At 72.9% G+C, this 9,902-nt stretch carries 8 protein-coding genes; 5 read left to right on the top strand and 3 right to left on the bottom strand.

Annotated elements, in window-relative coordinates:
- Positions 1–132: 132 nt before the first annotated feature.
- Positions 133–387 (bottom strand): hypothetical protein, encoded by a 255-nt coding sequence (locus tag FV227_RS26525; RefSeq protein ID WP_147729101.1) that lies wholly within the window; start codon positions 385–387, stop codon positions 133–135.
- Positions 388–700: 313 nt separating this feature from the next.
- Here FV227_RS26525 and FV227_RS26520 point away from each other — a divergent pair, with 313 nt between their 5' ends.
- From FV227_RS26520 to FV227_RS26500, 5 genes are all read left to right on the top strand, one after another.
- Positions 701–2,362: an ABC transporter substrate-binding protein gene (locus tag FV227_RS26520; RefSeq protein WP_147729102.1), complete on the top strand. Its 1,662-nt coding sequence runs from the start codon at positions 701–703 to the stop codon at positions 2,360–2,362.
- Between the two features lie 253 nt (positions 2,363–2,615).
- Positions 2,616–3,590, top strand: coding sequence for an ABC transporter permease (locus FV227_RS26515; RefSeq protein ID WP_147729103.1), 975 nt, complete (start codon positions 2,616–2,618; stop codon positions 3,588–3,590).
- 86 nt (positions 3,591–3,676) lie between these two features.
- Positions 3,677–4,525, top strand: coding sequence for an ABC transporter permease (locus FV227_RS26510; protein WP_147860288.1), 849 nt, complete (start codon positions 3,677–3,679; stop codon positions 4,523–4,525).
- 238 nt (positions 4,526–4,763) lie between these two features.
- Entirely contained in the window at positions 4,764–5,744 is a 981-nt protein-coding gene (locus FV227_RS26505; protein ID WP_147860285.1) for an ABC transporter ATP-binding protein, read from the top strand.
- Positions 5,741–6,760 carry an ABC transporter ATP-binding protein gene (locus FV227_RS26500; RefSeq protein WP_210246745.1) on the top strand — a complete coding sequence of 340 codons (1,020 nt, stop codon included), beginning with the start codon at positions 5,741–5,743 and terminating at the stop codon, positions 6,758–6,760. The genes FV227_RS26505 and FV227_RS26500 overlap by 4 nt, the downstream gene beginning before the upstream one ends.
- A 486-nt stretch (positions 6,761–7,246) precedes the next feature.
- Here the strand turns inward: FV227_RS26500 and FV227_RS26495 are convergent, their stop codons facing one another.
- Both FV227_RS26495 and FV227_RS26490 read right to left on the bottom strand, forming a co-directional pair.
- Positions 7,247–7,942, bottom strand: coding sequence for a TetR/AcrR family transcriptional regulator (locus tag FV227_RS26495; RefSeq protein ID WP_147729814.1), 696 nt, complete (start codon positions 7,940–7,942; stop codon positions 7,247–7,249).
- A 266-nt stretch (positions 7,943–8,208) separates the two neighbouring features.
- Entirely contained in the window at positions 8,209–9,738 is a 1,530-nt protein-coding gene (locus tag FV227_RS26490) for a glucan biosynthesis protein (RefSeq protein WP_243938229.1), read from the bottom strand.
- Positions 9,739–9,902 lie beyond the last annotated feature (164 nt).

Here is a 9,902-nt window from a genome sequence, read left to right as displayed (position 1 = left end):
CGCCGGCAGCGGCAGCGGCAACGGCACCACCGGCAGCGGCGCGGCGCCCAGCGGCCGCTGAAGGCCGCGCGGACCCTGATCGAGGCGGAGCGGGCCGGGCGGCCCGCTCCGCCTTTCGCGTTCCCGGTGCCGTCAGCCGCCCTGCAGGCTCTCCGCGAAGTCCTCGGGCACCTCGCCGAAGCTCGCCAGGATCGTCGCGCTTTCCAGCTCGCCGGTCTCGTCGTCGGCCACCACCTTCAGCGCCGCGGTGCCGGGCATCCGCCCGGACATGGCTTCCGCCTTCTTCAGCGCCCCGCTCTCGGTCGGCGCCACCTCGCGGTCGCCGGGCACCAGGCGCTTGCGCTTGACCACGAAGGTCTGGACCACGAACGTCGTCTTCATACCCATTGCGCGTGTCCTTGACCGGTGTGGCGCGAGCCTGGCCCATGATCCTCGGATCGCGAAACCGGGTCGCACGTCTTGTGGGGTCGCATCGTCACACGCGAGACGGCATCCGCCCCGCCTGAAAACGCTCCGACCCGAGGATTGGCACGATTGACGCTAGAGCCTGTCCCGTGATCGATGGATCACGAAACAGGCTCTATCCAGGGTGCGGGATCGCATTGTCTTCACGCGAGCCGGACGCCGCCTCGCTCGAAAATGCTCTCGCGCCGTCGATGCGCCACCCTCGCGTGCCCCCTCCTTCTACACGGAACCGTCGATGATCGAGACGCGCCGCCGTCCGTGCCGGACCCTTTCGCGCGCCGTCCTGTGCGGATGGGCGCTGGCATCCGCGGGCGGGCCGCTGGGCGCCGCGGCGCGCGACCTGCGCATCGGCCTCGCCGCGGAAGCCACGTCGATCGACCCGCATTTCCACAACCTCGGCCCCAACAACGCGCTGCGGCGCCACATCTTCGAGGGCCTGGTCACCACCGACCCCGCGATGACGGTGCTGCCCGCGCTGGCGCTCGCCTGGACGGCCGACGACGCGCATACCTGGACGTTCAGGCTGCGCCCGAACGTCACCTTCTCGGACGGCACGCCGTTCACCGCCAACGACGTGATCTACACCTTCTGCCGCATCCCGCTGGTGGAGAACTCGCCCTCCTCCTTCGCCACCTTCGTCCGGCCGTTCGAGAGCGTCACCGCGCCCGATCCGCTGACCGTGGTGATCAGGACCGCCGAGCCGCTGCCGCTGCTGCCGACCAACATCACCGCGCTCGGCATGCTCAGCGCCAAGGCCTCGGGCGCGCCCGGCCCGGTCACCTTCGCCAAGGGCGGGTGCGCCGGCATGGGCACGCCGCCGAAATCCACCGATTTCGGCAACCCGAAGATCGCCGTCGGCACCGGCCCCTACGCGCTCAAGGAGTACGTGCGCGGCACCCAGGTCGTGCTGGCCCGGAACCCGACCTACTGGGGCGCGGCGCCCGCCTTCGACACGGTGACGATGAAGCCGATCGTCTCCACCGGCCCGCGGGTGGCGGCGCTGCTCGCCGGCGACGCGGACCTGATCGAGAACCCGGCGATCCAGGACCTGCCGCGGATCGAGGCGGCGGGCTTCACCGTCGCCAAGGGCCTGTCGAACCGCATCATCTACATCCACCTCGACCAGTTCGACGGCCCGGGCTGGAAGACGCCGACGATCCGCGGCACCGACAAGGCTGCGCCGCCGGACAAGAACCCGCTGCTCGACCGGCGCGTGCGCGAGGCTTTGTCCAAGGCGATCGACCGCAAGGCCGTCGTCGAGCGGGTGATGGGCGGGGTGGCGCAGGGCGCGGGCGAGCTGCTGCCGTTCCCGCTGGCCGGCACGACCAAGGACTTCCCCGTCGTCGCCTACGATCCGAAGGCGGCTAAGGACCTCCTGGCCCAGGCCGGCTACCCGAACGGCTTCGAGATCACGCTCGGCACGCCGAACGACCGCTACATCAACGACGAGAAGATCGCGCAGGCGGTGGCCCAGATGTGGAGCCGGATCGGCGTGAAGACGAGCCTCGACGCCGCGACCGCGTCGACCTTCTTCACCCGGCGCAACACCTTCTCGTTCTCGGCCTACCTCGCCGGCTGGGGCGCCGATTCCGGCGAGATGTCGAACTCGCTGAATTCGCTGCTGCTGTGCTTCGATCCCGAATCCGGCCGCGGCTTCACCAACCGCGGCCGCTACTGCAACCGCGAGGTCGACCGCCTCACCATCGAGGCGATGCGCACCTTCGACGAGAATGAGCGCTCCGCCCTGCTGCGCCGGGCCTCCGCGCTCGCCATGGCGGACTACCCGTTGATCCCGCTCCACTTCGAGGTCACCCCCTGGGCCACGGTGAAGGGCCTGCGCTACACGCCGCGGATCGACCAGTACACGCTGGCGATGGACGTCGCGGTGGTGAAGTGAGGGATCGGGATTTCCGGGCGCCGGGCATCCCCTCTCCCCGCACGCGGGGAGAGGGCTGCGACGACCGCGTCGTCGGCGCGGCGAGGCGGCAGCCGACGGTGAGGGGGCTTCGACGGCGGAGCCTCGTCCGTTCGCGTCCCCTCACCATCGCTCCGGCTTCGCCTGCGCTTCCCGGCTGCACGACGGAGTTCAGCCGGGCCTCTCCCCGCGTGCGGGGAGAGGGGACCCGCGCCCCGTTCGGCGGCGTACCTGCATGCTGACCTACCTGATCCAGCGCTTCGGCCAGGCGCTCGTCACCGTCGCGGCGATGGCGACGCTGGTGTTCGTCGGCGTCTACGCCATCGCCGATCCGATCGACATGCTGGCCGCGCCCGACGCGACGCCGGACGAGCGCGCCGCCATCGGTGCCCAACTCGGGCTCGACCGGTCGCTGCCGGTGCAGTTCGGCACCTTCGCCTGGCGCGCGCTGCACGGGGATCTCGGGCGCTCGTTCGTCTACAACGAGCCCGCCCTGTCGGTGATCCTGCAGCGCCTGCCGGCGACGCTGGAGCTGGCGCTCACCGCCCTGGTGCTCGCGGTCGCGGTCGGCCTGCCGCTCGGGCTCTGGGCCGGCCTCAAGCCGAGCTCGGGCAGCGGCCGGACGATCATGACCGGCTCGATCCTGGCGTTCTCGCTGCCGAACTTCTGGCAGGGCCTGATGCTGGTGCTGGTCTTCGCCGTGACGCTCGGCTGGTTTCCGGCCGGCGGCCGCGGCGAGACCGTCAACGTGCTCGGCATCGAGACCGGGCTCCTGACGCTCGACGGCCTGCGCCACCTCGTGCTGCCGGCGGTGAACCTGGCGTTGTTCAAGCTCGCGGTGGTGATCCGGCTGGCGCGCGCCGGCACCCGCGAGGCGATGCTGCAGGACTACGTGCGTTTCGCCCGCGCCAAGGGGCTGTCGCCGGCCCGCATCGTCGGCGTGCACGTCCTGAAGAACATCCTGCTTCCGGTGGTCACCGTGATCGGCCTCGAGCTCGGCTCGATGATCGCCTTCGCCGTCGTCACCGAGACGGTGTTCGCCTGGCCCGGCATCGGCAAGCTCCTGATCGACTCGATCAACCGGCTCGATCGCCCGGTCATCGTCGCCTACCTGATGCTGACCGTGTGCCTGTTCGTGGCCATCAACCTGATCGTCGACCTGATCTACGCCGCCCTCGACCCGCGGGTCCGCCTGTCGGAGGCCGCGTGAGCACGGGCGAGACGCTCCCCGCGGCCGGCGGGCCGCCCGCCGCGCGGCCGGTCGCCGCCGCGGCCGAGCCGGTCTGGCGGGCGCACGTGCGCGCGTTCCTCCGCAGCCCCGGCGCGGCGCTCGGCTTGGCGGCCCTGGTGCTGACGGTCCTCGCCGCCTGCCTCGCCCCCTGGATCGCGCCGCAGGACCCCTACGACCTCGCCAACCTCGACGTGATGGACGGCACCCTGCCCCCCGGCAGCCGCAGCGTCTCCGGGATGCTGTACGCGCTCGGCACCGACGCGCAGGGGCGCGACATGCTCTCGGCCATCCTCTACGGCCTGCGCGTCTCCCTCGTCGTCAGCCTCTCGGCGACCCTGGTCGCGGCGACGCTCGGCTCCACGATCGGCGTGCTCGCGGCCAACGCCGGTGGCCGGGTCGATGCCGTGCTGATGCGGCTCGCCGACCTGCAGCTCTCGTTCCCGGCGATCCTGATCGCGCTGGTGCTGCTCGCCGCCTTCGGCCGCGGCGTGGACAAGGTGGTGATCGCCCTGATCGCCGTGCAATGGGCCTACTACGCCCGCGCCATCCGGGCGACCGCCCTGGTCGAGCGCCGGCGCGAGTACATGGAGGCCGCCCGCGCGCTCGCGCTGCCGCGCCGCAGCCTGATCTTCCGCCACCTGCTGCCGAACTGCTCGGCCCCGGTGATCGTGGTGGCGACGATGCAGGTGGCGCACGCCATCGCGCTCGAGGCGACCTTGTCCTTCCTCGGCGTCGGCGTGCCGGTGACCGAGCCCTCCCTCGGGCTGCTGATCAAGAACGGCTACGACTACCTGCTCTCGGGCAAGTACTGGATCTCGACCTTCCCCGGCCTGGCGCTGGTGGCGGTCATCGTCGCGATCAACCTCGTCGGCGACCGGCTGCGCGACGTGCTGAACCCGAGGTTTTCGGATTGATGGCCTCCGGGACCGGCCGAAGAAATCCGTCCGTGCACATCCCTTCCGGCCCCGGCGGGCGATCGCGGTCACATGTTTCGCCACGCATTCCCGAGGTGGCGCGGGTTCCCTCTTCCGTTCGGGAGAGGGGGCCGCGTGGTGCTTCGCGCAATCCGTCCGTCTGCCGACGCGCGGGCATGCGCGCCTCCGCGAGCCCGCAGAGGGGGGAGGCAAGCGGCGTCGGGCAGGGGAATGCGCCATGACCGCCCCCGTCCTCGCCCTCGAAGACCTCAGCGTGAGCTTCAAAGCCGGCGGGCGCGAGCACGTCGCCGTCGACCGGGTGAGCCTCACCGTGGGCCGCGGCGAGGTGCTGGGGCTCGTCGGCGAATCCGGCTCGGGCAAGTCGGTGACCGGGCTCGCGCTGATGGGGCTGATCGAGGCGCCCGGCCGGGTCTCGGGCGGCCGGATCCTGCTCGAGGGCCGCGACATCGCCGGTCTGCCGGAGGCCGAGCTCCGGCCGCTGCGCGGCAGGCGGATGGCGATGATCTTCCAGGACCCGATGACCACCCTGAACCCGGTGCTGCGGGTCGAGACCCAGGTGGTCGAGGCGATCCGCGCGCACGAGCGCGTCGGGGCGGCGGCCGCCCGGGCGCGGGCGCGCGAGGCCCTGGTCAAGGTCGGGATCCCGGCACCCGACGCGCGCCTGCGCGCCTATCCGCACCAGCTCTCGGGCGGGATGCGCCAGCGCATCGCCATCGCCATCGCGCTGCTGCACGCGCCGGCCCTGCTCATCGCCGACGAGCCGACGACGGCCCTCGACGTGACGATCCAGGCGCAGATCCTGGCCGAGGCGCAGGCGCTCTGCGCCGAGATGGGCACCGCCCTGATCTGGATCACCCACGACCTCGCGGTGGTGGCCGGGCTCGGCGACAGGCTCTGCGTGATGTATGCCGGCCGCATCGTCGAGGCCGGGCCGGTGGCCGACGTCATCGAGGCGCCGCTGCATCCCTACAGCGCCAGGCTGATCGCCTCCGCCCCGAGCCGCAACGCCCGCGGCGTGCCGCTGGCGCAGATCCCCGGCATGGCGCCCGCGCTGACGGACCGCCCGCCGGGCTGCGCCTTCGCCCTGCGCTGCGCCTGCGCCACGCCGGACTGCGCCGCGCCGCCGCCGACCGCGCGCGCCGAGCCGTCGCGGTTCGCCCTCTGCCGCCATCCCCTCCAGCCGGCGCGTTTCACGTGAAACCTTTGGTCAGCCTCGAGGGCGTCTCGAAGCGGTTCGGGTCGAGCCCATCGCTGGCCGCCCGGCTCGCCGGGTTGCTGGGCGAGCGCCGGCCGCCGAGCGCGGTGCAGGCCGTGACCGAGGTCGACCTCGCGATCGCGGCCGGCGAGGTAGTCGGGCTCGTCGGCGAATCCGGCTGCGGGAAATCCACCCTGGCGCGGCTCGCGGCCGGCCTCCACGCCCCGAGCCGGGGCCGGGTGCTGCGGGACGGGCGCGACCTTGCCGGGTCGAGCGCCGCGGAGCGCCGCGCGGCCGCGCTGTCCGTCCAGATGATCTTCCAGGACGCCACCGCGTCCCTCAACCCGCGCCTGCGGGTGCTCGACATCGTCGGCGAGGCCCCCGTCGCCCACGGCCTCGTCGCGGCCCGCGACAAGCGCGCCTACGTGGCCGACCAGCTCGCCCGGGTCAGCCTCGGGGCCGACGCGATGGCGCGCTACCCGCACCAGTTCTCCGGCGGCCAGCGCGCCCGCATCGGCATCGCGCGGGCCCTGGCGGTGAAGCCGCGGATGCTGGTCTGCGACGAGTCGGTGGCGGCGCTCGACGTCTCGATCCAGGCGCAGGTGCTGAACCTGTTCCTGGAGCTCCGCCGCGACCTCGGCCTGACCTACCTGTTCGTCAGCCACGACCTCGGGGTGATCGCCCACGTCGCCTCGCGCGTGGCAGTGATGTATCTCGGCCGCCTCGTCGAGGTGGCGCCGGCCGAGACCCTGTTCTGCGCCCCCGCCCACCCCTACACGATCAGCCTGCTCGCCCAGACGCCGAAGCTGGTGCCGGGCAAGCGCCGGTTCCAGGCGCTCCCCGGGGAGCCGCCGTCCCCGCTCGCGCCCCCGCCCGGCTGCCCGTTCCACCCGCGCTGCCCGGCCGCGATCGCCGTCTGCCGCACCGAGCTTCCGCTGCGCCGCTCGGTGGGGCCGGAGCATGAGGTGGCGTGCCACCGGGACCGCGGCGAGCTCGGGACGGGGGACCGCACGGCGTGAGATGTCGGCGGATGGCCTTCATGACGATGGCCTGCATCCGGCCCATGCCGCGCCTGCGGACGGCCGTCGATGTCCCCCGAGAGCGGTCGTCCATCGGCCGCCCGGCACCTTCGCCTCGGGGCCGCGTCCACACCCCGGCCACGAGGTTCGGACCCTGCGGTTCTGTTGTACCGGTTTCGAGGAAACCCGTACAACGCATGCCGGCCGATGAGAGCGCGACCCAGTCACGTGCAAATCGCCTTCGCCGATCTGATCGCGAAGGCATTCGATGCGGAGTTCGACGCCGCGTATCCGGAGAATGGACGCTTCGCGAAGCGCGCGCGCCGTGACCGGGCGGCGTTCCGGTAGGGACGATGCGATCGCGCCGCTTCGCCAGCGTGGTCGGGTTCACGGATCCCCGCTTCTGCCGGAGGCGGCGCGGGTCCCCTCGTCCCGTCCGGGAGAGGGGGCCGAGTCGGCGATGCGAACGATCCGTTCGAACCTGTGTCAGCCCGGCTCCGCCGACCCGCGCAGCGCTGCCGCGTCCGCGTGGATCGCCCGGAACAGCGTCGGCGCACCGCGCATGAACACCAGCACGTCGTCGGCGAGGATCGGGCCGACGTCGTCGGGGGTCGGCAGGTTGTACACGTACTTGCGCACCGCGATGTAGAACACCTTGCCGTGCAGCGCCCAGACCGCCTCGATCTCGCGCTCCTGGAACGGCAGCACCTCGGGCGGCGCGAGGCCGAATTCGACCCGCAACTCGGCGCAGACGGGCAGGATCAGCGCCTCGCGCAGGATGGCGAGGTAGCGCGGGGTGATGTCGACCGAGCGCAGGCCGGCGAAGACGAAGATCCGCACCCATTCGTAGTCGAAGATCCGGGCGGCGTATTCCTGGTAGAACCGCACCAGCCGCGCCTCCAGCGGATGGCTGCGGTCCCGCACCATCGGGCCCCAATCCGGGTTCCAGCGCGCGACGAAGACCCGGTCGTAGACCCGCTCGATCAGCGCCTCCTTGGTTGGGAAGTAGCGGAAGATCGCCGAGTGGGTGATGCCCATCCGCGCGGCGAGCTCGCGGGTCTGGCCGCCGAAGCCCTGCTCGGCGAAGAAGCGGGTCGCCGCCTCAACGATCTGCCGCTCGCGCTCGGCACCCGGCAGGTGGCGGCGGCGGCGCGGCGGCCCTTCGGAATCGTCCCCGTCCACGCTGGCTCCGCCCTTCCTCCCCCGCGTCGGTCCCCATCCACCGAACGTTGTCGCGACGAGACGTCAAGGTTTGACGGGTCGGCGCGCCGAGGGCAACCTGGGGTGAACACCGATGCCGAGGCGCGGGCGGCCGCGCCTCCCCCCGGCCCCGCACGGATCCGGGGCCTGCCCGCGCTCCGGGCGCGCCCGCCGAGGTCGGGAGGGCCCGCCTCCGGTGAAGCGAGGGCGAAGGGAGGCCTTTCCGGGGTTCGCCCGCCCGCGCGCGCCTACGCCGCCGCGTCCCAGGTCTCGCTGATGCGGCGCCCGGCCCGGGTGAGGTGGGCGCGCAGCACCACGTCGCCCGGGGGCATCGCGGCGGGGGGGCGCCACTCGACGTAGATGCGCCAGCCCCCGGTCTGCGGCACCGGCGCGGCGACGGGATCGTGCATCGTGCCGGCGCTGGCCGAGACGATCGCGGCGACGCCCGCCCCCTCGGCGTCGAGGGCGCCCTGCGGCAGATCCGGCCCCGCGAAGTCGATGCAGTACAGCCGCCGGCCGGGGATCGGCGGGTCGACCGGGCGCAGGCGGTCGGGCGAGCCGATGCGGGTCGAGATCACGCGGGCGAGGGTGCCGGGCAGCGCCGGCACCGGCTCGGCTCCCACCGTGGTGAGCCCGTAGGCGAGCGCGATCGGGTGGCCGGGGCGGACGGGCGCGTCCGGCACGAAGGCCGCCACGATGTTGTCCATGTACTCCTCGACCGAGGGGATCTCGAACAGCTGCACCTGGCCGGCCGCGAACGCGTCGCCGGCCCGCGGCGAGGCGCCGGCCGCGACCATCTCGGGTTTCGTCGCGGGGGCGGCGGGCTCGACCCACAGGCCGGGCCGGGCCTCCTGCCGCGCCTCGACGTCGAGGTAGGCGGCAAAGGTCCGCTCGCGCTGCATCAGCCCGAAGCCGGAGAGCGGCGCCGCGCGGAAGGCGGAGATCTGCGGGCTCGGGCGGCCGTTGACCAGCGGGCGCCACAGCCGGTCGGCGCCGGAGCGCACCACCAGCCCGTCGGAATCGTGCACCTGCGGCCGGAAGTCGTCGAAGGGCCTGGCGCCGCGCGCGCCCGGCCCGTTCTGGCCGTGCAGGAACATGCTGGTGAGCGGGGCCAGCCCGAGCTGGGGAATGTCCTTCCGCGGGTGGAGCGCGGCGGTGACCTGGATGTGCGCCGGGTCGCCCGGCGCGATCTCGAAGCGGTAGGCGCCGGACAGGCTCGGGCTGTCGAGGAGCGAGAGCACGGTGATCGTCTTCGCATCGTCCTCCGGCTCGCAGATCCAGTGGGCGGTGAAGTCGGGAAACTCCTCGCCCGCGGCCGAGCCGGTGCCGATCGCCGCGCCGCGCGCCGAGAGCCCGTATTCCTGGCCCTCGCCGCGCAGGCGGAAGTACGACGCGCCGAGGAACACCAGGAACTCCTCCTGGAAGCCGCGCGGGCGGCCGGGCGGGGTCTCGGTGGCGGCGAAGTGCAGTCGGAAGCCGGCAAAGCCGAGCGTCGTCGGGAAGCTCTGGCCGTCGAGCGCCCGGCCCAGCTCGAACAGGCCGGGCTCGTAGGCGACGGCCTGGGCCGGCCCGGCCTTCGGCTGCAGGTACAGCGCGCAGCGCTTGCGCTGCAGGAAGCCGCGGTGGAACAGCTGCGCGCTGAAGTGCCGCCCGAGGCGCAGGGCCGCCGCCGGGCGGAAGACGATGGCGCGGTACTGGTCGTAGGTCAGCCCGGCGAGGGCGCCCGGCAGGTCCTCGGGCGGCGCGACGTAGGGCGCGCCGGCCAGCCGCTCGGCCATCGCGGACACCGTGGCGAAGGTGGTCGGCCCGTCCGTCACCGCTTGCCGCTCCTGCGCCATCGTTCGGGCCTCATTCAGATCGATGACGATAGGAACGACGCTGCCGACCATCGCGGTCAGGGCCGTGCGGAGAACGCGGCGGCGGGAGGGGGACAAGCTGGCGG

It is taken from the genome of Methylobacterium sp. WL119 (assembly GCF_008039875.1).
In the GTDB taxonomy this organism is placed as follows: Bacteria; Pseudomonadota; Alphaproteobacteria; order Rhizobiales; family Beijerinckiaceae; genus Methylobacterium.
Note: the sequence above shows the minus strand (reverse complement) of the source record. Positions and strands in the feature narration are given on the sequence as shown.